The 22,200-nt window shown below is 61.4% G+C and carries 18 protein-coding genes; 7 read left to right on the forward strand and 11 right to left on the reverse strand.

The genetic code is table 11. The annotated features are described in order from the left end of the window. Nucleotides 1-50: 50 nt before the first annotated feature. The 3 genes from FHX76_RS09620 to FHX76_RS09630 form a co-directional block, all read right to left on the reverse strand. Entirely contained in the window at nt 51-1,184 is a 1,134-nt protein-coding gene (locus FHX76_RS09620) for a polyprenyl synthetase family protein (RefSeq protein ID WP_167150496.1), read from the reverse strand. Next, nucleotides 1,150-1,905, reverse strand: coding sequence for a class I SAM-dependent methyltransferase (locus FHX76_RS09625; RefSeq protein ID WP_167151611.1), 756 nt, complete (start codon nt 1,903-1,905; stop codon nt 1,150-1,152). Before FHX76_RS09625 ends, FHX76_RS09620 begins: the two co-directional genes overlap by 35 nt. A gap of 96 nt (nt 1,906-2,001) precedes the next feature. Next, on the reverse strand, nt 2,002-2,499 hold the full coding sequence (locus FHX76_RS09630) for a MarR family transcriptional regulator (RefSeq protein ID WP_167150497.1): 498 nt from the start codon (nt 2,497-2,499) through the stop codon (nt 2,002-2,004). A 184-nt stretch (nt 2,500-2,683) separates the two neighbouring features. Here FHX76_RS09630 and FHX76_RS09635 point away from each other — a divergent pair, with 184 nt between their 5' ends. From FHX76_RS09635 to FHX76_RS09645, 3 genes are all read left to right on the forward strand, one after another. Continuing rightward, the gene (locus FHX76_RS09635; RefSeq protein ID WP_167150498.1) at nt 2,684-5,794 is read left to right on the forward strand and encodes an efflux RND transporter permease subunit; all 3,111 of its coding nucleotides are present in this window, start codon (nt 2,684-2,686) and stop codon (nt 5,792-5,794) included. Between the two features lie 106 nt (nt 5,795-5,900). Beyond that, a complete protein-coding gene (locus FHX76_RS09640) occupies nt 5,901-7,148 on the forward strand; it encodes an isochorismate synthase (RefSeq protein WP_341777922.1) in 1,248 nt (415 codons plus the stop codon). Between the two features lie 34 nt (nt 7,149-7,182). Continuing rightward, the gene (locus FHX76_RS09645) at nt 7,183-7,995 is read left to right on the forward strand and encodes a class I SAM-dependent methyltransferase (protein ID WP_167150499.1); all 813 of its coding nucleotides are present in this window, start codon (nt 7,183-7,185) and stop codon (nt 7,993-7,995) included. Nucleotides 7,996-8,014: 19 nt separating this feature from the next. Here FHX76_RS09645 and menD read toward each other — a convergent pair whose 3' ends face one another. After that, entirely contained in the window at nt 8,015-9,880 is a 1,866-nt protein-coding gene (menD, locus tag FHX76_RS09650; RefSeq protein ID WP_167150500.1) for a 2-succinyl-5-enolpyruvyl-6-hydroxy-3-cyclohexene-1-carboxylate synthase, read from the reverse strand. Beyond that, a complete protein-coding gene (locus FHX76_RS09655) occupies nt 9,873-10,361 on the reverse strand; it encodes a PLDc N-terminal domain-containing protein (RefSeq protein ID WP_167150501.1) in 489 nt (162 codons plus the stop codon). Before FHX76_RS09655 ends, menD begins: the two co-directional genes overlap by 8 nt. Before the next feature lie 52 nt (nt 10,362-10,413). Between FHX76_RS09655 and FHX76_RS09660 the strand changes: the two genes are divergently transcribed. After that, nucleotides 10,414-10,788 carry a DUF4229 domain-containing protein gene (locus FHX76_RS09660; RefSeq protein ID WP_167150502.1) on the forward strand — a complete coding sequence of 125 codons (375 nt, stop codon included), beginning with the start codon at nt 10,414-10,416 and terminating at the stop codon, nt 10,786-10,788. A gap of 153 nt (nt 10,789-10,941) precedes the next feature. Beyond that, a complete protein-coding gene (locus FHX76_RS09665; protein WP_167150503.1) occupies nt 10,942-12,447 on the forward strand; it encodes a leucyl aminopeptidase in 1,506 nt (501 codons plus the stop codon). A gap of 63 nt (nt 12,448-12,510) precedes the next feature. Here the strand turns inward: FHX76_RS09665 and FHX76_RS09670 are convergent, their stop codons facing one another. From FHX76_RS09670 to FHX76_RS09690, 5 genes are all read right to left on the reverse strand, one after another. Continuing rightward, entirely contained in the window at nt 12,511-13,893 is a 1,383-nt protein-coding gene (locus FHX76_RS09670; RefSeq protein WP_243848764.1) for an LssY C-terminal domain-containing protein, read from the reverse strand. 51 nt (nt 13,894-13,944) lie between these two features. After that, nucleotides 13,945-14,943 carry a 1,4-dihydroxy-2-naphthoate polyprenyltransferase gene (locus FHX76_RS09675; RefSeq protein WP_386761864.1) on the reverse strand — a complete coding sequence of 333 codons (999 nt, stop codon included), beginning with the start codon at nt 14,941-14,943 and terminating at the stop codon, nt 13,945-13,947. A 71-nt stretch (nt 14,944-15,014) separates the two neighbouring features. Next, nucleotides 15,015-16,169, reverse strand: coding sequence for an AMP-binding protein (locus tag FHX76_RS09680; protein ID WP_167150504.1), 1,155 nt, complete (start codon nt 16,167-16,169; stop codon nt 15,015-15,017). Nucleotides 16,170-16,178: 9 nt separating this feature from the next. Beyond that, the gene (locus tag FHX76_RS09685; RefSeq protein WP_208402645.1) at nt 16,179-17,657 is read right to left on the reverse strand and encodes a carboxylesterase/lipase family protein; all 1,479 of its coding nucleotides are present in this window, start codon (nt 17,655-17,657) and stop codon (nt 16,179-16,181) included. A 55-nt stretch (nt 17,658-17,712) separates the two neighbouring features. Then, nucleotides 17,713-18,624, reverse strand: a complete 912-nt coding sequence (locus tag FHX76_RS09690) for a 1,4-dihydroxy-2-naphthoyl-CoA synthase (RefSeq protein ID WP_167150505.1) — start codon at nt 18,622-18,624, stop codon at nt 17,713-17,715. 65 nt (nt 18,625-18,689) lie between these two features. Here FHX76_RS09690 and FHX76_RS09695 point away from each other — a divergent pair, with 65 nt between their 5' ends. Then, the gene (locus tag FHX76_RS09695) at nt 18,690-19,676 is read left to right on the forward strand and encodes an o-succinylbenzoate synthase (protein WP_167150506.1); all 987 of its coding nucleotides are present in this window, start codon (nt 18,690-18,692) and stop codon (nt 19,674-19,676) included. A gap of 707 nt (nt 19,677-20,383) precedes the next feature. Next, nucleotides 20,384-20,944, forward strand: a complete 561-nt coding sequence (locus FHX76_RS09700) for a DUF559 domain-containing protein (RefSeq protein WP_167150507.1) — start codon at nt 20,384-20,386, stop codon at nt 20,942-20,944. A 118-nt stretch (nt 20,945-21,062) separates the two neighbouring features. Here the strand turns inward: FHX76_RS09700 and ccsB are convergent, their stop codons facing one another. Beyond that, on the reverse strand, nt 21,063-22,121 hold the full coding sequence (gene ccsB / locus FHX76_RS09705; RefSeq protein ID WP_386761860.1) for a c-type cytochrome biogenesis protein CcsB: 1,059 nt from the start codon (nt 22,119-22,121) through the stop codon (nt 21,063-21,065). Nucleotides 22,122-22,200 lie beyond the last annotated feature (79 nt).

Genomic DNA, 22,200 nt, shown 5'->3' on the forward strand with positions numbered 1-22,200 from the left:
TGCTCGTTCAGTGTGGTCGTCTGCACCAAGGGGTGCACCGCAGCGACGACCTAGTGCGTGCGGTGGATGATCGTGTCAGCCAGTTTCACGAGGGAGTCTTTAATCTGCCCCTCAGGCAGCTGGTCGAGTGCAGCAATCGCTTCGTTGCCCCAACGCTCGGCAACGCGCTCGGTCTCGCGCGTTACCTCGTGCTCGCGCAGCGCCGTCACCACGGCGTCGAAGTCTTCGTCATTCTGGTCTTCAATGACTCCGCCAAGCGCCGCGATCTCTTCGGCCGCAATGGCTTTCTGCACCTCTGCGTCGATGCAAGCAAGCAGTTCGGCATCGGCGGCGTTGGTCTCCGCGCTCTTGCGCAGCAGGAGCAGCGGGAGCGTCACAACGCCAGCGCGAAGGTCGGTTCCCGCTCGCTTACCGGTTTCGTCAACCGCGGGCGAAAGATCGATCACGTCGTCGATGAGTTGGAAGGCAACACCGAGCTTATTGCCGTAGTCAACAACGGGCTGCTCAAACTCGGACGGAGCGTTTGAAAAAACAACACCCATCTGGGCAGACAACGAGATCAGCGATCCGGTCTTGTCGGCAAGAACCGTGAGATAGTGCTCGATGGGATCTTCGCCGGCGGCCGGCCCAACGGTTTCATGCAGCTGGCCGAGGCACAGGCGCTCGAACGTATCTGCCTGGAGCTCAATGGCACGGGCACCAAGCGTAGAGATCAGTTTGCTCGCCCGCGCGAAGAGCAGGTCGCCCGCAAGAATTGCAACGTTATTCGACCAGGCCATGTGGGCGCTCGTAATGCCGCGACGCAGCATCGCCTCATCCATGACGTCATCGTGATAGAGCGAGGCCAGGTGGGTAATCTCAATGGCGCGGGCCGCTGCGAGCACCTGATCGTTCACGCCGTCGCCAAGCTCCGCCGCAAGGAGGGTCAGCCGGGGCCGCACTCGCTTGCCACCGGCATCAAGAAGGTATCTGGCAGTAGCATCGGCAACCGGCGAGGTGAAGGATACGTCGTTGCGCAGTCCCTCTTCGATGAGCACAAGATTGCGCTCAACGCGGTCGGAAAGCTCTTGCTCTGCCACTGACAGGAGATTGTCGGAGCTGGCAGCGCCTTGGCCTGGCTGATCGTCGAGAGCTGACACCTGTTCCACGTTACCTGTCTTCTTCTGCGGCACCGGCGGTTCCATCGCCCGTTGATGTTGCCTGCGTTGTTGGCACAAATCCGCGGTGGAGGGCAACCAGCCCAAAGGTGAGGTTGCGGTACTCAACCGATTCAAACCCTGCCTCGCGAATCCAGGCGGCAAGCGAAGGCTGATCTGGCCATTCCTGGATCGAGTCGTTGAGGTAGTCGTATGCGTCTGATGCGCCGGTGATGAAGCCGGCAATCGTAGGAAGCACGTTCTGCGTGTAGAAGAAGTAGGGCTCACGGATGATGGCGGCCGGCGGGCGCGAGAACTCGCAGATGACCACGCGGCCACCAGGCTTGGTGACGCGGAACATCTCGGCGAGCGCCTGTTTCGGCTCGTTCACGTTGCGCAGCCCGAAGGAGCTTGTGGTCACGTCGAAGCTGTTGTCCTCGAACGGAAGATTGGTGGCGTCGGCCTCGACAAATTCGATGTTGGGATTGCCCGCGTTGCGCTCGCGCCCAACGGCGATCATGCCAGGCGAGAAGTCGGCGGCGACAACGTGGGCGCCAGACTTCGCAAACGCGGCGCTTGAGGTGCCCGTTCCTGCTGCAATGTCGAGCACTCGCATGCCCTTGCGTGGCTGAACGGCGCGAGTGGTGCTCACCCTCCAGAGACGGGAATTACCAACGGACAGCACGTCGTTGGTGAGGTCATAGCGGGGCGAGACCTCGTCAAACATGCGGGAGACGACCCCCGCGTCCTTAGTACTATCTGGGCGCATCACACTCTCTATGTTAGTGCTACCTTTGTCGCCACTTTGGCTGGAGCACTATCCCCACAGCGAACACACACCTCTGAACCCGATTTGGGACCCGACCTATTCTTCCGCGCGCGGCTCGCCCTGCACCTGAACCGCGGCTTCCCGCAGGTAGGCGCTCATGCCAACCGCGAGCGCCCGGAGCTCGTCAGTGGTGAGCCGCCCAAGCGGCCCAACATCCATCGTGGACTGCGCGAGCATGAGTGACCGTATTGCGGCCCTTCCATCGGCGGTTGCGTTAATGCGGCGCACCCGCTGATCGTGCACATCCGATGACCGCTGGACCATGCCGTGATTGGAGAGACGGTCGAGGATGCCGGACATCGTCGCGAGCGAAACGTCGAGCAGCGTGGCAAGGCCCTGCACGGTATTTTCGTCAACCTCGGTGACCAGAATGAGCAACACTTTCAGCTGCTGAATCGTCAGTGGGGTCTTGAGCAGGGGCTCAACCACCTGCGGGAGCACGGTGGTCTCCATATTCTTTTGCAGCTCGAGGAGCGTACTGAGGAGCTCGTCGCGCTCGGCAGCTTCGCTGACGCGGTGTTCATCGGGTGACACTGGATTCTCCTTGCGGGCGAACGTGCCGGGAATTACCAACTGCGTTCAGGCCTCAATCGTAGCCGGGACTCTGCCGCCCCCGCACACATGTGACACTCAGGACAGATACATAGCCTCGCACTAAGCTTAGCCTGGTACGAATCAATTGCGCGCTGCGCACAACCCTCGATGGCGGTTACCCCCTATGTATCGACTTGCCCGATTTAGTCTGGCGAACAGAGCGCTCGTCGCGCTCATTACCCTGCTGATTGCCGGCGTAGGCCTGTTCTCGATGACGAGCCTCAAGCAAGAGCTCATTCCATCGATCAGCCTCCCCCAAACCACCGTGTTGACAACGCTGCCAGGCGCAAGCCCAGAGGTCATCGACGAACAGATCAGCCTCCCCCTGTCTCAGGCGGTCAAGGGTCTCCCTGATGTTGAGCAAGTCATCGCAAACTCGTCAAGCTCCGTCTCCACGCTGTCGGTGTCGTACACCTACGGCGTCGACGCTGCCGAGTTTAAGCGCACGCTACAAGACGCCATCGACGGCGTCAAAGCAACGCTCCCCACCGACGCCAAGCCTGAGGTGCTCGCCGGCAGCATCGCCGACATGCCGGTCATGTTCCTCACTGCATCCGCGAGCGGTCTCAGCTCAAGCGAGATTTCAACCAGGCTCAACGACACCATCGTGCCGCAGCTCGAAGAGATCGAAGGCGTGCGGTCAGCCGCGGTCAGCGGTGCAGAGGTGCAGCGCATCACGATCACGCCAGACATGATGTCGCTTGCGATGGCAGGCATCAGCCCGCAGGACATTGGGACCGCACTCGAATCAAACGGCTTCACCATGCCGGTTGGCAGCATTACCGCCGACGGCGAGCTCCTCCCCGTTCAGGGCGGCACCGCCATCACCAACCTTGACGAGTTGAAGAGCCTTCCGCTCGCAAGCACCACCCAGCCAGGCACCGTTGTCACCCTTGGCGACATCGCCACAGTCGAATTTGTGACCGAACCCAAAACGTCAATCACCCGAACCAACGGCGAAGAAGCTCTCTCCATCTCTATTACGGCCACCTCGGACGGCGACACCGTCGCGATCTCGCACGCGGTCAACGACAAGCTGGCTGACCTCACCGCAGACCTTGGTGAGAACGCCGAGATCACCGTGCTCTTCGATCAGGCGCCGTTCATCGAGGAATCGATTGAGCATCTCGCGATCGAGGGTTTGCTCGGGCTGCTCTTTGCGGTCATCGTCATCCTCGTTTTCCTGCTCTCGGTTCGCTCGACCCTCGTGACCGCGATCTCGATTCCGCTCTCAGTTCTGGTCACCTTCATCGGGCTCAACCTGGGCGGTTACTCGCTCAACATGCTCACGCTGGGCGCGCTCACGATCGCGATCGGTCGTGTTGTTGACGACTCAATCGTGGTCATCGAGAACATCAAGCGGCACCTGAGCTACGGCGAAGAGAAGATCACTGCCATCCTCGCCGGTGTGCGCGAGGTAGCCGGCGCGATCACGGCATCCACGCTCACAACCGTTGCCGTGTTCCTGCCTATCGCTCTCGTTGGCGGCATGGTCGGCGAACTCTTTGTGCCGTTTGCCATGACCGTCGGCATCGCAATGATCTCATCGCTCTTTGTGGCCCTCACGATCGTTCCAGTGCTCTCGTACTGGTTCATCAAGTCGCCAGACGGCAGCCAAGACCTTGAGGCCATCCGCAATGCGGCCGAAGAGAAGGAGCACAACGGATGGCTGCAGCGGGCCTATAAGCCCATCCTGCGTTCTACCCAGCGTCGCCCCGTCGTGACCCTGATCTCTTCCGTGCTCTTGCTCGTCATCACGGTTTCGCTTGTCCCCCTCTTGAAGGTTGACTTCCTTGGCAGCACGGGTCAAAACATGATCATGGTGACCCAGGAGTTCGAGGCAGGCACCGACCTCGACACGATCAGCGACAAAGCGGGCGAAGTCGAGGACTCCCTGCTCGCGATTAACGGCGTCGACGATGTCATGCTTACGGCCGGATCTGGCGGAGGCGGGCTCTCGGCGATGCTCGGCGGAGGCGGCGGAACGGCAACGTTCATCGTCAACACCGATAAGGGCGCCGACCAGGTTGCGCTCAAGGATGACGTGCGCAATTCACTTGCCAAGATCACGGATGCCGGCACCATCACGCTTCCCGAAACGGGCGGCGCCGGATTCTCCTCAAGCGTCGACGTCATCGTCACGGCGGCAAACGAGCAGGACCTTGCTTCGGCTGCCGACGACGTGTACGCGGCGCTCAAGGACACCAAGCACACCGTCGAGGTCACCACTGACCGCGAGGCAGCGCTTCCCACCCTGCAGATTGTGGTCGACCGCACCAAGGCGCTCGAACAGGGCCTCACCGAGATGCAGGTTGTTGGCATCGTGGCAGGCACGCTTTCCCCGCAGAGCGTTGGATCACTCCGTGTCGAAGGCAACGACTACAAGATCTATGTTGACGCAGGAACCGTCCCAACCACGGTTGAAGAACTCGAAGCAACACTGCTGCCAACCATGGCTGGCATGATGCCACTCTCGGAGCTGGCCTCTGTTGAAAAGGTTTCCGTTCCGAGCGCCATCACGCGCCAGGCAGGCGATCTGGTTGCCACGATCTCACTCCTACCAAACGAGGGCGAGCTCGGACAGGTGACCGCCGCAGTGCAGCAGGAACTCGACGACCTCAAGCTTCCTGCCGGAGTCAAGGCAACGCTTGGCGGCGTCGCGGAGCTGCAGGGTGAATCCTTCCAGCAGCTTGGCCTCGCCATGCTCGTTGCAATCGCAATTGTGTACCTCATCATGGTTGCCGCGTTCCGCTCGCTGATCCAGCCGCTCATCCTGCTGGTCTCCGTGCCATTTGCCGCAACCGGAGCAATCGTCTTGCTGCTCATCACCGGCAAGCCGCTTGGCATCTCGGCACTCATCGGAATGCTCATGCTGATCGGCATTGTGGTGACCAACGCGATTGTGCTCATCGATCTGGTCAACCAGTATCGAAAGCAGGGGCAGAACGTTCACGACGCCGTCTTCAACGGGGCGAGGCAGCGGCTCCGCCCGATCCTGATGACGGCGCTCGCAACGATCTTCGCGCTCATCCCGATGGCGCTCGGAGTGACCGGCTCGAGCGGATTCATTTCGCAGGACCTTGCGATTGTTGTGATTGGCGGGCTCATCTCGTCAACGGCGCTCACGCTCATCCTGGTACCGGTGCTTTACCAGCTCTTTGAGGGCAGGCAGGAGCGCAAGCTGCAGAAGCGCGCGGCCAAGGCGGCGAAGGTCACCGCGGGCGCTACGAACTAGCGAGTTCTGCCACGAAGGGGTTGTGACGGGTGTTCTCGTCACAACCCTTTTTTGTGCCTCCGCTCTGGCCGCAGCCAGCTCACAGAATTGCGAGTAAAGTGGTGAGGTGACATCTTCAGGGCAACCTACGCCCCAGTTGCGGGTTCAAACCGTTCTAGCGAGCAGCACGCTCAGCCTTCTTGCGCACCTGGATCCAAGCGATCCCCAATTATGGATGCGCGAGGGCCACGGCATCGCCGGCATCGGCACTGCCGTGCGCCTCGAGTTTTCGGGAGCCTCGCGGTTCCATGACGCTGCAGACGCCTGGCGGCGCCTCGTCGCCAACGCCGTCATTGATAACCAAGTCAATACCCTTGGCACCGGCCTCATTGCGTTCGGCGCGTTTACGTTTGCAGATCATTCCGCCCAAACAAGCGTGCTGCGCGTACCGCGCACCATCATCGGATTTGTTGACGGCACCTCGTGGGTCACGCGCATCCGCTTGGCGTCGGAGACAGATTTTGACCCGTTGCCAACCGCAACGGCCTACGGCCCGGAGTTCCGGGTAAATCTGCGCACCGGCAGTATGACCCCCGACGGTTTCAAAGCCGCCGTTGCCGATGCGACGAGCCGCATCGACCGTGGCGACCTCAGCAAGGTGGTCTTGGCAAGGGATGTAGTTGCCAAGCTCCCGGCGGGCGCTGACCTTCGCCGCCCGCTCTGCGATCTTGCGCGCGGCTATCCCAGCTGCTGGACCTTTGCGGTCGACGGTTTCTTTGGCGCAAGCCCTGAAACGCTCATCCGCTCGCTTGATGGAACCGCGAACGCAAGGGTGCTCGCTGGAACGATGCCTCGTGGTCGCGACGGGCAGAGCGACGAGGTCACCTCAATCGCGCTTGCCACCAGCCGCAAGAATCTTGAGGAACACGAGTTTGCCGTGCGCAGCGTGCAAGAGGCGTTGACCCCGTATGTGACTGACGTTGTCGCAAGCGAAATGCCGTTCACCCTGAAGCTCCCAAACCTCTGGCACCTCGCAACGGACATCGAGGCCACGCTCACGAGCGCGGCAACCTCGCTCGACCTGGTTGCTGCCCTCCATCCGACGGCCGCGATTGCCGGCACCCCGACCCCAGACGCAGTAGCCCTGATTGCCGAGCTCGAACCGTTTGATCGCGGTCGCTACGCCGGCGCCGTCGGCTGGCTTGACGCCTCCGGTGACGGACAATGGGCTGTTGCCCTTCGCTGTGCCCAGATCGACAGCAACAACGTCGTCACCGCATATGCCGGCGGCGGCATAGTATCCGGCAGCGATCCCCAAACGGAATACGAAGAGACCAACATCAAGTTGCAGCCGATCATCGACGCACTCGGATAGCGCTGGCCCAACACCCCGGCGCTAGCATGGGGTCATGACAACCCGCAGCAACGAACGCTATACCCACGGCCACCACGCCAGCGTACTGAAATCGCACAGCTGGCGAACCATCGAGAACTCGGCAGAATACCTGCGCCCGTTCCTTGCCTCTGGCCTCTCGCTGCTTGATATCGGCTGCGGGCCTGGAACGATCACCGTTGAGTTTGCGGATGCGCTTGCACCCGCCGAGGTCATCGGCCTTGACGCTGCTGCCGAGGTCATCGAGAAGGCAACTTCCCATGCGACTGAGCAGGGCACCGAGAACGTCACCTTTGTGGTCGGGGACGCCTATGCGCTCCCCTACGACGACGAGTCCTTCGACATCGTTCACTCGCACCAAACCCTGCAGCACCTTGCCGACCCGGTGGCCGCGCTCAGGGAAATGCACCGCGTCCTCAAACCTGGCGGGCTACTCGCCGTTCGCGACGCCGACTATGCGGGCACCATCACGTATCCGGAGTCCGATGGACTCACACTCTGGCAAGACGTGTACCAGCAGGTCCATCGCAGCAACGGCGGCGAGCCAAACGCCGGCCGCCATCTCAAGGCGTGGGTCAACCAGGTTGGTTTCTCTGAGGTTGAGGCCGTCGCCTCAATCTGGTGTTTTGCAAACGATACTGACCGTGAGTGGTGGGGCAGCATGTGGGAAGCCCGCGCGTTGCAGTCCGCATTCGCAGGCGATGCCGTTGGACGCGGATTTGCGACAGAAGAGCAGCTGCATACAATCAGTAAGGCTTGGCGAGCATGGGCCGACGATGCAGACGGCTGGATGTCGATGCCGCACGGCGAGATCCTCGCGCGAAAGTAACAGCAAGCAAGGGCCGACGCTAGCGAGGCAGTGACACCTCGACAAGGCTCGGCCCTGTCACCGGAACCGTCAGCAGCTTCTCAAGCTCACCCCTGTTTGTGACACGCGTGTACGACCAGCCGTAGGCGGTGGCAAGCGATTCAATCGAGACCGCATGTGGCGTCAACATCACCCGGTCAAACAGCGACGGAGGCGCGGTTGCGGCAACCTCAAGACCGTCAAAAATGGTTCCGCCGTTATCGTTACCAACAAACAGTTGCAGCCGTGGAACGGCTTCGCCTTCGGTGAGTAGGAGCGAACCAACATCGTGCAGCAGGGTGAGGTCGCCGAGGATGACCCGTGTGGCACCGGGCTGCTCGCCTCGCTGGCTGCCGTCTGCCACTCCGAGCGCGGTGGCAACGGTTCCGTCGATGCCTGCGAGGCCGCGGTTCGAGATCACTCGAATGTTGCGCCCAGGAGCAATACCGTCGAGCACCCGCACGAGTCGCGATGCACCAACAACGAGGCGATCATGCGGCCAGGTTGCCCGCCAGACGGATTCGGTGAGCAGCTCCCTACTGACCGGCTCGCGCAACACGGCGACCTGGGCCTTTGCGTACTCTGAGCGTTCCTTGTACCCCGTCTCGCGAGCGGCATCAAGGTTTGGTTCATGCACGGTTGTTGTCTCGGCGATGAGGGCGCGGTCGTTAACCACCCAGAGCCCAAGCCACGACCGACCAACCGACTTATCGTAGCCCTCGGCGACCACAGCTGCCCTCGCGAAGACCGTCGCTTGGTGCCCTGGGTTATAGAGTTCGTTGCCGATAGGAGCGATAACAATCGTTTCGACGCCAGGCCTGGCAATCAGTTGCGGAATCTCGCGGCTGAGTGTCGGATGTCCAAACACGATGACGCGTTCGATCTGTTCAAGCACCTCTGGCTCGCGAAGCAATTCGCGGTAGTGCACAATCGTCTCGCGTCCGAAGCGGGCACCGCTTGAGACCTCAGCGAGCAATGGGAGCCCTGCACTTCGGGCGAACGACTCAGCTTCAGCTCCTGCCCCCGTGCCAGCAACAACAACGGAGACCCGGGAGTCGTCATGAACGTAGGCGTCGATCCGCGGGTCTGGCCAACCGACAGCCGACAGCATCACGGAATCAACGTGTGCAAATCCATCTCCGAGGTGCGGATCATGCTCGATGCCGAGGTCTGCGGAGACCTCGTCAAAATCGTCAGTTGCGACCGCATCGCTCAGCTCAAGCTCCACATCGCCGAGCAGCTCAGCAGCGGCGGCATCAGCCTTCAGCCCCTCCGCTGCGGCGGCGAGTGCGGCTGCGGCATCCGGAATCGAGCCTGAGAGCGGCTCAACAAACGCGAGGTTGAGCTGCACGGGGCCGGGATTGCGCGTCACGACTCCAAGCGATTCGGCAACGGCCCTGATCGCAATCTGGCGAGCCTGTTTCGCTTCGTCTGCAGCGCCAACCGGGGCGGGATGATCGATGCTCCAGCGATTTGCCTCACCAAACAGGTGGGCCTGATGCGTCGTCTGGTTGCTGCGGATACCGCGCATCTGGTCGGGCCGGTCTGCCGTAATCACGATGAGCGGGACCAACGAGTGGTGCGCCTCAAGTACGGCCGGGTGGAGGTTCGCCACAGCGGTGCCGCTCGTGGTGACGACGGCTACTGGCCGCCCAAGCTCACGGGCAAGGCCAAGGGCAAAAAATCCGGCAGAGCGCTCGTCAACTCGAACGTGTACAGACAACGCGTTTTCCGCTTCAAATGCTGCCGCGGCAAGCGCAATCGCTTGCGACCGTGAGCCAGGACACACAACAACGTCTCGCACACCCTCGTGAATAAGCGTCGCGAGAAGGGCAGCGGCAAAGTCGCTCGCTGGGGCGCTAGTCATCTGCTGAGCGTGACCCGTTGGGTCGGTCTGCCTCCGGGTCGGAGCCGTCAGTAGGGATGCTTTGGTTCGGTTCGTCGTTTGCAGGCGCAGCCTGTGCAGGGTCGGCCGAGCCATCGGGAGCAGCGTCGCCTGCGTCAACCTCGTCGGATGGCGGCGTCTTGCGCGGGTCGGTAAAGGTCTCTTCGTCGAGGGCAGCAAGCTCCCGCTCGATGTCGCGGATGCGCTCGTCGAGGTCTGGATCGGTCTTCCCGATAAAGCTCGGGTCGTCATCTGGTGCGAGTACACGCCGTTGTTGCAGCTTGCCACGACCGAGGGTGAACCAGAGCGCGCCGCCAACAACTGGCAGCAACACGATCACAACGATCCAAATGGGTTTTGAAACGCCGCGAGCGCGCTTCGGATCAGCCATTGCCGCATCCACCAGTGCATACAAAGTGAAAATAACGGCAACTACAACAAGAGCTACCCACACACGAACCATGACTCCATGCTACTCGGCTGTGGTCCAGGTTGCCTGGGGGTAGACTGTCTCGGTGACCGCACGCAAAACCTGGATCGTTTATACCCTCGCCCGCCTGGCATTTTTTGCTGTGCCGCTCGTCATTCTGAGCCTCATCGGGTTCCAGCTGTGGGTCGCCGCAATCTTCGCAACGCTCATCGCGTTCTCACTCTCGGTCATCTTCCTTCGCAACATCCGCGACGACGCCTCAGAGACCATCTACGACTGGCGTAACCGCGACCGCACAGAAGACGACATCACCGAGGACGCCATCCTTGATGATTCAGCTCCAAGCGACGTTGCCGCTGCCGCTGCCGACATCACGGATGCCACGAAAGACGAGTCCAACACAGAGCGCGACAACACAAACGATTCGCGCGCCGATGAGCCCAACTCATCCCGAGACTAGTTCAACACCAACGCTGCTTACTATTTTTCTCCTCCTCGGCCTGTGACGCTCTAGGCTAGAGCTATTCGGTTGAATGCTTCATTCACCGATGCCGCCAGTCACCGCAGACCGGGCAACGGCCCGTGTTGTGATCGCACACCCCCGGAGGAATACATGACAGTTGTAATTGATCCATCCTTTGATCCTGCGCCTTCGCTCAGCCAAACCGTCGACGTTACGGTCGCAACGGGCATCCCCGCAACAGCTGATGCCGTCGCAATCGCCGTAGCGTCTGAGGGCCCGGTCGCAGAGGCCGTTGGATTCAACCGAGAGTCGCTCATCGCCGCCGGCTTTACCGGTTCGGTTGGCAGCACGCTCAATCTGCCGCAGCCGACGGGAGCGGCAAAGGTCATTGTTGGCATCGGGGCGCCCGATTCCCTCACCCCCGCAACGCTGCGCGACGCAACTGCTGCCTTTGCGCGGGCCGCTGGTAAGCACGGGCACCTGTCATTCGATCTTCGCGGACTCTCTGGCTCAGGCATTGACCCCGCCGTTGCCGGTCAGGTTGTCACCGAGGGCGCCGTACTCGCTCGCTACCGCTACAACGCCCTCAAATCTGAGCCGGAAAGCGCTCCGCTCGAATCCCTCACGATTGTGGTCGATGAGGCAACCAACGACGCCGCTGTCCGCGAAGGCGTCGCCCGCGGCCTCATCCTTTCGCGTGCGGGCTCGCTCGCCCGTGACCTCGCCAACACTCCCCCTCGCCACCTGAACGCGGTGAAGATGGGCGAAATTGCGACCGCGATCGGCGCGCAGACCGGCCTTGAGGTTGAGGTTTTTGACCGCCAGCAGCTCATCGATCTTGGATGCGGCGGCTTGCTTGGCGTCAACGCCGGAAGCACCGAAGAGCCACGAATGGTGAAGCTCACGTACCGGCCAGAAAACGGCAAGGGGCACCTCGCGCTTGTTGGCAAGGGCATCATGTACGACTCGGGCGGAATCAGCCTCAAGCCGTCAAACGCCATGCACCTTGCGATGAAGATGGATATGTCGGGTGCCGCAGCAGTGTTGGCTTCAATGTCGGTCCTGAAGGAGCTTGGCGCAAGCGTGACCGTCACCGGATACCTGATGTGCACAGATAACATGCCGTCGGGAAGCGCCACCAAGCTTGGTGACGTGCTCACCATCCGCGGCGGCACAACCGTTGAGGTGAAAAATACCGATGCGGAAGGCCGTCTTGTCATGGCCGACGCCCTCGTGCTTGCGTCAGAGACAAAGCCGGACGCCATCATCGATATCGCCACGCTGACTGGCGCTTGCCTTGTGGCTCTCGGACCAGACATGGCCGGGCTGCTTGGCAACAATCAGGGCTTTGTTGACCAGGTCAAGGCGGCAGCGGAGACCACCGACGAAACCGCGTGGCAGCTTCCGCTCGACCACCGTTATCGAGACCAGCTCAAATCCGATGTTGCCGATATCAGCAACCTCGGCGGCGAGTATGCTGGCGCGACCACGGCAGCCCTGTTCCTCAACGAGTTTGTTGACGGCATCCCGTGGGCCCACCTCGACATCGCCGGAACCATGAAGGTCGACAAGGATGCCTCGTGGCGTTCAATTGGCGCAACCGGATTCGGTGCGCGACTCCTTGCCGAACTCGCGGTTGGATTCGAGCGCCCCTAGCTCACGCTCGTGCCCTCGTGACGTCGTTATTGCGATCTCACGAGGGCATTCGTGTTTCTCTGGTCAGGACCGGGGGCGCCTTGCGTAGTCCCGCGCGCTCCGGCTCGAGAGGGCAACCAAGATGAGGATGTACAGCGAGACCTGCAGGAGGTTGTTACTCAGCGTGATGCTCGGCCCTCCCGTCATGAAGTCAATCGCTTGAAACACCACGCCAAAGGCGCTGACGGACATGAGCCAGACCCTGACCCAGCTGCTCCCCCTAAAGAGCAACGTCCCAAACACAAGCTCAAAAATCCCGCCAAGTAGCGACATCACGACAATAGTCGCAACCGTGAAGTTGAGGATCTCGGTGCTGTCAAGGTCTGGGTCGTCAAGCAACACCGTGAGCGAGTCTCGGTACTGATCCCAGGTCAGCAGAATGCCGGTTGCGTAGGCAAACCCGGACAGCGCGCTGAAAAAGACGAGCGCTGCGCCAAGAATGGTGGAGATTGGCCGCTTCACGATTGCCGCGCTCTTCGGCGTATCCGCCGTGAGTTCGGCGACGTCGGATGGAGCGTCGGCGTCAGGCTCACTCACCTCAACCAAATTCACGTCGATAACCGGCAGATCGCCGTCAGTGGTGATGCTGTCACCGCCGCCGTTTCTGGAGTGATACCCCGTGGAGAAATCCTTGATGACCCGGACCTTGGTCGAACCGTTGGCCTGCATCATGCTCGCAACGATGTGGTCGCGCTCCACATCGGTATCGGCGTCGATCTTATGTGTAATCTGCAGGGTAAAGAGCGAAAACCCAACCGAGCGGTCGAAGGTGCCGGCGGCGAGCCAATCCGCCTGATGCCCTCCTGGCAGCATCCAGCCCTCTGGGCATTTCCAGAAGCGCACGTGATGCCGTCGGGCCGGATTACCCTCAACCTCTTGCTGATACGCAAAATCTTGCTTATGCCCAAAGAGGAAGAGCGGGCTCACGGGGGCCTCGTCGTAACTGCGGCGAAGAATCGTTGAGGTGATGATGCGCCAGCTGCTCGCGGCAGTGACCTCGTCGGCCCTCGTCCAACCGGCGGCCTTCAGCACCTCGTGAATTTGCTCGCCAGAGCCGGTGAGCGCGAGGTTTACGGGATCGCCAAGCAGCCCGTCGCTTGTCCGTGCACGCCCGATGAAGTAGTTCGGAACGTAAATCTCGGTCAGGATGCGGTGCAGCCGAGGCAGCACCAGGTAGGCAAGCACCACCCAGAACAGCAGGTAGAACCAAATCTGGCCCCAGCCCCAGCTCCAGCCCTCGGAGAGGACAAGCCAGGCAAGCCAGACAGAGGCCACCCCGGCAAAAATAAAGAAGGCGTTATCAAAGAAACGCGTGACGGTAAACGATCTTGATGGCGCGGCCGGCAGCTTTTCCGGCGCGGAAGTGACACCTCCTGCGCTTTCTAACCGTTTGCGTGTCTGTGGCATACGGTTAAGCCTAGGGCACCCCGGTGCCACGGGTCGGCCAGCCGTGCTGCGCTAAAATGCGATCGCGGCACCCATCGCAACCCCAAATGCGAGCGAGGATAAGGTCGTGAGCTTCAAGACCAGAATCAATTCCTTCGGCGTCTTCGCGGTCAGCATGATGAGGCAGGCGGGAAGTACCAACAGCAAGACAAAGAAGACGATGTATGCGAGCGGGTAGGCAAACGCCAAGATAACCGTCCCAACAAACGGCAGCAACATGCAGACCACATAGAGGATGCGCGAGGCTCGGTCACCGATGCGTACGGAGAGCGTGCGCTTGCCCGCGACCGTATCGGTTTGGATATCCCTGATGTTGTTTGCCAGCAACGTGGCAACCGCAAGCAACCCGATGGAGACCGCTCCAAGCCACGCCTCCTGTGGAATAACGGTCGACTGGATGTAGACGGTTCCGATCGTGGCAACAAGGCCAAAGAAGATGAAGACCATGAGCTCGCCGAGGCCGGCGTAGCCGTAGGGCCGTTTGCCTCCCGTGTAGAACCAGGCAGCGAGAAGAGCGACGGCGCCAACCGCGAGCATCCACCAGTGACCCGTGATGATCACAATGACGAGCCCTGCGATTGCAGCAATGGCAAACCAGCAGAGGGCAACCGTCAATACCGTTTTGGGCTTGGCTTTGCCTGAGGCGGTGAGGCGCTGCGGGCCGACCCGATGTGCGTCAGTTCCACGGATTCCGTCGGAGTAATCATTTGCAAAGTTCACGCCGATCTGCAGTGCAAGGGCCACCACAAGCGCAAGAAGACTCAGGGTGAGGTCAAACGACTTGAGCATGTAGGCAATACCCGCACCAAGCGCGACGGGCGCGATCGCAAGGGGAAGCGTGCGGGCCCGCAGGCCGGAGACCCAATCGCCAAAGGTGGCAGGGGTGCGGTGCTGCGGGGATACCCGGATGTGGTGCCCTTTACCACTCGCTTTTTTGGCGTGCGCGGATCGCGCCTTTACCTCTGCGAGTCGTTGGGCCTGCAAAGATCGTTTGCGAGAGTTTGATGCCACGGGTAATTCTCCATTCTGCCACCCGCCAGTCTAGGGCCAGTCGCTCCGCGTGTGCCGTTTTCGGGCGAGATTCAGGCGTCGTCGCTCGGTATATTCCGTATCATGTCAGCGATAAGCACACGGTCGGGTTTACCGCCGGGGAGCTCGGGGATGCTTGGCAACCGCAAGATTCTTGCCGGCGCTGCGGCGCGGCCGAGCGCATCCGTGATGGTGCGTCGAAGTTGCGTGAGGTCTGATGACACATCCGATTCCGGAACAACCACAACGGGTACCTGACCCCACTCTGCGCTGTCGACCCCAAGCACAACCGCCTCCGCGTAGCCATCGAGGCCACGCACCACTCGCTCAACCGAGTCGAGTGCGACATTTGTGCCACCGCTGATGATGACATTATCTCGCCGGCCAAGCACCGTGAGGACGCCGTCGTCAAGCCGGCCAAGGTCTCCGGTGCGGTACCAGCGACCGTGAGCATCCGAAAGAAACGACGCCGCGGTTTTGGCGGGGTCACCAAGATATTCGCGCGCGAGCGTTGGACCGGAGAGCTGTATCTCGCCATCGCTGATGCGCACGACTGTGGCCCCAATGCCGCGGCCGTCGTAGACGCAGCCTCCGCTCGTCTCGGTTGACCCGTAACTACGGACGACGGGAAGTCCAAGCCGCCCGGCTCGCTCAAGCCAGGCAGGGGGAACTCCCTGCCCCCCAACGAGGAGCGCAGCAAACCTTGCCGCGCGAAACCGGTCAGCCGGAGTTGCTTCGAGGTGCTCAATGAGCCGATGCAGTTGGGCGGGTACCAGAGAAACGTAAACCCTCTCGGCGGTTGCCCGATCGAGATCATCAAGAAGAGCAGCTGGCGAAAACGATCCGCGGTGGCCGATAACCGGCTGAACTCCGGCCAGCGTCGACCGGAGCAGCGTGTGGATGCCAGAAACGAGGTGAGCGGGGAGAACCGAAACCCATTGCCCAACACCACCGAGCGCCTCGGCAGTTGCCTCCGCGCTCGCAATCAACGCCTCTCGTCCGAGGGCAACGCTTTTTGGCGTGCCCGTTGACCCGGACGTATGAATCACGAGCCCGATCGCAGCGTCAACGGTCGCCGGCACGCCAGTAGGAGGTTTGGTCCCAGACGGCACGGGAAGCAACGCAAAATCACCGGCGAGGACGCCGTCAAGCTGCGCGAGCACATCCGCTGGTTCTGCAACCTCAAGCACACGAAGTGGAATCGTCATCCACTCAGCCTAACGCCGCCCATCCCACAGTATTCGTGTCTCCCGTTGCGGGTCCCGAAGTACTCCGCCGGTGAGTCCGAACTGCCGGACGGCCCGAGATTCGGCATCGTAGGCCGGCCAACCGGGGTCGCCGGTTGCGGCAAATCGCACCCAGGCACCGTGGATATCGTCGGCAACAGATTGTGGGGCCGCGGCGCCAACCAGCAGGGCCCAATCTGGGCTGTCCAAGTTGTCAAAGACAAACGGGAGCTCAACTCCGTGGCACGCCCCAAGCGTGTTCTCAAACGCTGGCGAGCGCCAAGCAAATTCGTAGACGTGTGTTCCCGGTTTGGCCTCGGCCACTCGAATTGCCGGAATGCGGTAGAACCAGTCCGTCAGGATGTGCCCAAACGCTGCCCCTGCCGAGGCCCTTGGATAGGCGGCCCGGTACGCACGAACCGCCCTCACCGGGGGCAGCCCGATCTGAAGCGTTGCCGCGTACAACAGCCACGAGCGGATGCGCGTGAGACGACCGCTCGGCACCAACAGAAACAGCGCCTCCTCTGCGTTGTTCCCAACCATAAGATCGATGCCGTTGGCTGCCCCGCCGGCGATTGCATCGATTGGCCGCTCTGGAAGCGTCAACCCGTCAACCACCGGCTCAAACGGCAATCGGTTGGTCGCAACATCACCCCAGCGCTTTTTGGACGGCTTCTTAGCAACTTCGGCCGCAACGGTTGCCTCTGCCTCGCGAAGACGATCCCGCGAGACGTTGGCGATCGCCTCGCGCGACCGCTCAACGCCAAGAAGGTCAGCGACGCGGTTCGCAACCGCAATCGCTGACGACGAGCTGATGGCATGGTGGGCAGCGCCCGATTGCATGATCGCGCGGCGAAAGAGGCCGTTTGCGGCTGGCATCGCCAGCAGGGCGCCGATGCTCATGCCACCTGCGGATTCCCCAAACACCGTCACGTTTTCTGGGTCGCCACCAAACTGGGCAACATTGTCGCGCACCCACTCCAGCGCGGCGATCTGGTCGAGGATGCCTAGGTTGGCAGTCCCCTCGCCGAACCACAGGAATCCGTCGGCAGCGAGCCGATAATTGATCGAGACAAACACGATCCCATCCCGCGCGAACCGTCCGCCGTCGTACCCGGGAATCGCGCCGGAGCCCATCGTCCACGAGCCACCATGGATAAACACCATCACGGGCCGCGAACCAGATGTCGCCGTCGTCCACACGTTGAGGTTGAGATAGTCGTCGCCCTCAATGACGACGTTTGGAATCAGGCCGGCGAGCGGCCCGTTCAGGTCTCGTTGTGGGGCCGTGGCACCGAAGCGAGTCGCATCGAGCGGCTCAGCCCACGGACATCGCCGCTGTGGCGGCTCAAACCGGTTGACCCCCGACGGCGGCTCCGCATACGGAATGCCACGGAACACGAGGATACCGTCGGCCCTCGCTTCCCCGACCACGTCACCGTTCTGCGTCGTCACCGTTGGTTGCATCATTGCGTTCCCCTCATCGTCAGTGGTTGTCCTCACGGGGGTGAGCGGTGTTTCTTTGTTAGTAGTGGTACGGAAACTCACTCCAGTCGGGATCGCGCTTTTCTAGGAATGAGTCTCGGCCCTCTACGGCCTCGTCGGTTCCATACGCGAGGCGGGTGGCCTCCCCCGCAAAAATCTGTTGCCCAACGAGCCCATCGTCAACCGCGTTAAAGGCATATTTGAGCATCCGGATTGCCGTTGGCGATTTGCCAAGAATCTCGTTGGCCCACTCAAGGCCCGTCGCCTCAAGCTGCTCGTGCGGCACAACGGCGTTCACCGCGCCCATTTCATACGCGCGCTGGGCGCTGTACTCACGGGCGAGGAAGAAGATTTCGCGGGCGTTCTTCTGCCCAATCTGCTTCGCAAAATACGCGCTGCCGTAGCCAGCGTCAAACGAGCCGACATCGGCATCCGTCTGCTTGAAGCGAGCATGCTCCTCGCTCGCGATGCTCAGGTCGCACACAACATTGAGCGAGTGCCCACCACCGGCCGCCCAACCTGGCACAAGGGCGATGACAACCTTCGGCATGAAGCGGATCAGGCGCTGCACCTCAAGGATGTGGAGCCGCCCGCTCCTGGCTTTGTCGATTCCGGATGCCGTGACATCGTCGGAATACTTATAACCGTCGCGTCCACGGATGCGCTGGTCTCCACCGCTGCAGAACGCCCAGCCACCGTCCTTGGCGCTTGGCCCGTTGCCGGTAAGAAGAACGACGCCGATTTTCGGGTTTGTGCGGGCATCTTCAAGGGCACCGTAGAGCTCATCAACCGTGTGGGGCCTGAAGGCGTTGCGCACCTCTGGGCGGTTAAACGCGATTCGGGCGATGCGCCCCGTCACATCATGGTGGTACGTGATGTCGGTGAGGTTTGCGCTGCCGGGTGCATCAACCCACGCCTCCGGGTCAAAGATCTCTGAAACTACTGAAGCCATGCCCTTCAGCCTACCGGCGACCGAGGGATCAGCGTCCGTCAATCGGCCGGTGAGAGAATAGGTACATGGCACACACCCTCGGCGATATTCTCGCGTCACTTCGAGTGGTGAGCATTCCCACTCGCACACGATTCCGCGGCATAACCACCCGTGAGGCCGCGCTCTTTGAGGGGCCGGAGGGTTGGACCGAGTTCTCGCCCTTCCTCGAATACGACGATATCGAGGCCGCAAGTTGGCTTGCCGCTGCCCTCGATTTTGGCTGGCGGCCAACGCCCCCGCTCATTCGGGATCGGGTGCTCGTCAACGCGACCGTTCCGGCCGTTGGCGCCGAGCAGGTAGCCGAGATTCTCTCGCGCTTCGACGGCTGCACCACCGCAAAGATCAAAGTTGCCGAACGAGGCCAAACGCTCGACGACGATGTTGCACGTGTGGCCGAAGTTCGTCGAATCATGGGTCAGGGTGCCAACATCCGGATCGATGCCAACGGGGCCTGGTCTGTAGCGGAGGCGCTAACGGCCATCCGCGCGCTCGAGGGGCTCAATCTCGAGTACGTCGAGCAGCCGTGCGCGACCGTGAGCGAGCTCGAGCAGCTTCGCGCGCTTGTGCTGGCAGACGGGCTCACGGTGCGCATTGCGGCGGACGAAAGCGTGCGAAAGGCATCCGACCCGATTGAGGTCGCGCGGCGCGGGGCAGCGGATGTTGTCGTGATCAAGGCCCAACCTCTCGGCGGCATCCACACGGCAATGGCAGTCGCTGCCGAAGCTGGCCTACCAACCGTCGTCTCAAGCGCGCTTGACACTTCAGTTGGTATTTCGATGGGGTTGCACCTCGCAGCGGCACTTCCCGAGCAGCCGTTCGCGGCTGGACTCGCCACCGCCGCGCTACTCGCGGGCGACGTCACCGATGACTCGCTGCTGCCGTCGGATGGAGCACTTCGTGTGCGACGAGTCGCCCCCTCCGACACGCTCTTGGCCAGCTATGCTGCCTCAACCGAACGCGCCGGCTGGTGGGCTTCCCGCATCCGCCGCACCTACGAACTCCTCGAACAATAGCCCGCGCACAACACAATCGAGGTCGCAGAACATGTCGCGTTTCCTGCGAAACAGCGCATTTGTTGCGACCTCGATTGGCGTCAGATGCTTTTCTGGGGATAACTTCTGCAGCCCTCATCGAAAAGTGACAGGCTGCCAGGATGTCACCTCGTGAGCTACCTCCCCCGTCGCTTGGGGTCGAGCCATTCGCCCTCGATGAGGCACGTGCCGTGGGGCTCACCGTCGGGCGGCTACGACACCGAGATTTTGTGAGCCCATTTCACGGGGTCAGGGTGTTGGCCGAAGCCAACACTGCGGATGCAGTCAGTGAGTACCCGGAACGACACGTTGTGGAACTTGCACGAGCGTATGCGCCCCGGCTTTCTGCAGGGCAGTTCTTTAGTCATACGACGGCTAGCGCGCTGTGGGGAATGCCATTACCTTCTTCCGCGTACGGTTCTGCTGCGCTTCACGATCGTGCCCAGCAAAACAATCAGGGAGCTCGTACATCACTCAGGCAGCACTCTCTTCCCCAGCACGCGGCTGCTTTCCAAAGCCCGTCGCTTGCTCCCAGCTCAACCCAGTCGTCGCTGCATAACGTGAAGATCCCCCTCCTCCATGTGAGCGCGACCAAGCGAGGTCACAGCCCTAGAACAGCTGGTGTTGTTGGGCACCGCTTGACGGCACCGACTGCTGAAGTAACAACGCTTCGGATTGGAAGGCGATCAGTGCTCATCAGCACACCGGAGGCGACATGGCTCCAACTCTGCGCACTGGATGACGCCTTGACGAATGCCGATCTGGTTGCCGCTGGTGACTACGTTGTAAGGGAACCGGAATACCCGGAGAGGGGACGCCCCTTCAGCTCCCGTGAATCGCTCGGCTTGCTTGTGGATCAGTATCGGGGCAGAGGGAAACGTCGAGCGGCAGAGGCGCTCACGCACATCCGCCAGGGCTCAGATTCGAGGCCCGAGTCTCTGCTCAGACTTCTCCTCATCGGTGCTGGCCTTCCAGAACCAGAACTCAATCCGATCATCCGCGATCGAGATGGACAGCGAATTGGCAGAGCAGATCTTGTGTTTCGCGAATGGAAGGTCATAGTCGAGTACGACGGAGATCAGCACAGAACACGCACTGCCCAATACGAGCACGACATGTGGCGCCTTGAACGGTACACCCTCAGCGATTGGAGCGTGCTACGAGTACGAGCTGCGGGCCTCTTCATCAGCCCTGAGGCCACGATTCGTCACGTACGTGAGGTATTGAAAGCTCGGGGCTGGCACCCCTAGCCCGTGGCTCATGCCCGCGCACAACACAATCGAGGTCGCAAAACATGTCGCGTTTCCTGCGAAACAGCGCATTTGTTGCGACCTCGATTGGCGATGCCAGGTTCGGAGGTGTGGGGTTCTAGCCTGTTGGTAGGCCCGAGTAGGCGTGCAGACCCTTGAAGAACACGTTCACGATTGTGAAGTTGAAGATCACGGTCGAGTAGGCAATGATCGACAGCCAAGCCGAACGGTTTCCGCGCCAACCGCGTGTTGCACGGGCGTGAATGAAGCCGGCGTAAAGCACCCAGATGATGAAGGTCCAGACCTCTTTGGTGTCAAAGCCCCAGTAGCGGCCCCACGCGTGCTCGGCCCAGATGGAACCGGCGATGAGGGTGAAGGTCCAGAACACAAAGCCGATAATGACCATGCGGTAGCTCAGGTTCTCAAGAGCGTTGGAGTTTGGGAAGCTTCGGAGGAACGCAAACGGAGCCTTCGAGGGACGCTTGCCAGCTGGCTCATCGGAGCCCGTCCGTGCAGCATCCGTGAGTGCAGGGCCGTCTGCAACGACTACCGAGCCTGAGGCACCGGCCGAGGCCATAACGGTGGCCCCCGACGCCTTGTTGGCCTTCGCCTGGGCGGCGAGAACGCTTTCGCGGCGAGCCTGCAGCAACTGGGCGATTGAGAGCCCAAAGCTGAGCGTCAGGAACGCGACGGCAAGCACCGCGACCACGATGTGGATGACCAGCCAGTACGAATCGAGCGCAGGTGGCAGCGGCACCGATGACACGAAGTAGTTCATGCGGGTGAGGCCGAGGAAGACCAGCACAAGCCCGGTGATGAGCGTGCCGAGGAAGCGGAGGTCGTAGACAAACTGCACAAGGATGAAGATGGTCACGATCGCGAGCGTGGCCGTCAGCGAGAACTCGTACATGTTGGCCCACGGAACTCGTCCGCCCTCAAGCCCCCGAAGCACGGTGGCGGCGAGGTGGAAGACCCAGCCGAGCACGGTCAGCGAGAAGCCAATGCGCACTGCTTTGGTCTTGCTGCGGTCGCTGTCGCGCGGCGCGGCGATGCTGGTCGCGCCGTCGTCACCGGCCCGGTTTGCGAGATCCACGGCATAAAAAATAAACGCGAGTGCGTAAATGAGGAGGGCCGAGAAGAGCGACGCCTGCGAATACTGCTCAAAGTTTTCCAACACAACTCCCAAGTGTACCCGCTCTGTTCCACCCTGGACGGGCGGAATCTGGCGGGTGTGAACGGTTTATGACCTCACGATG

The organism is Lysinibacter cavernae (genome assembly GCF_011758565.1).
Classification (GTDB): domain Bacteria; phylum Actinomycetota; class Actinomycetes; order Actinomycetales; family Microbacteriaceae; genus Lysinibacter; species Lysinibacter cavernae.